A 243-nucleotide genomic window follows, 5' to 3' on the forward strand; every position below is an offset into this window, starting at 1 on the left:
CTTGCTTACGTACGCGACGTAATCCATCTCCAAAAGGGCAGGGAGATTCCAGGCCCATTGTGCAAACAGATAAGTCCAAGCCAAAAGGATCCACAACCGGATAAAAGCTTTAGCCGAGCGAGCCTGGTACGTGCCAAATCCCAAATTATTTTTGGATTGGCGAAAGAAAATCTCAATAGGCCAACGTTTGGCGTCGTACGATGCAATGGTTTCCGTCTCCAAGGAAAAATCTGTGCAACAAAA

Annotated in this window: 1 pseudogene; it reads right to left on the reverse strand. The window is 46.5% G+C overall.

Annotated features, from left to right (window positions below):
* A pseudogene (locus tag HPT30_RS29490) lies at positions 1-243 on the reverse strand (transposase); the annotation flags it as partial.

Source organism: Paenibacillus agri (assembly GCF_013359945.1).
Classification (GTDB): Bacteria; Bacillota; Bacilli; order Paenibacillales; family Paenibacillaceae; genus Paenibacillus_AQ; species Paenibacillus_AQ agri.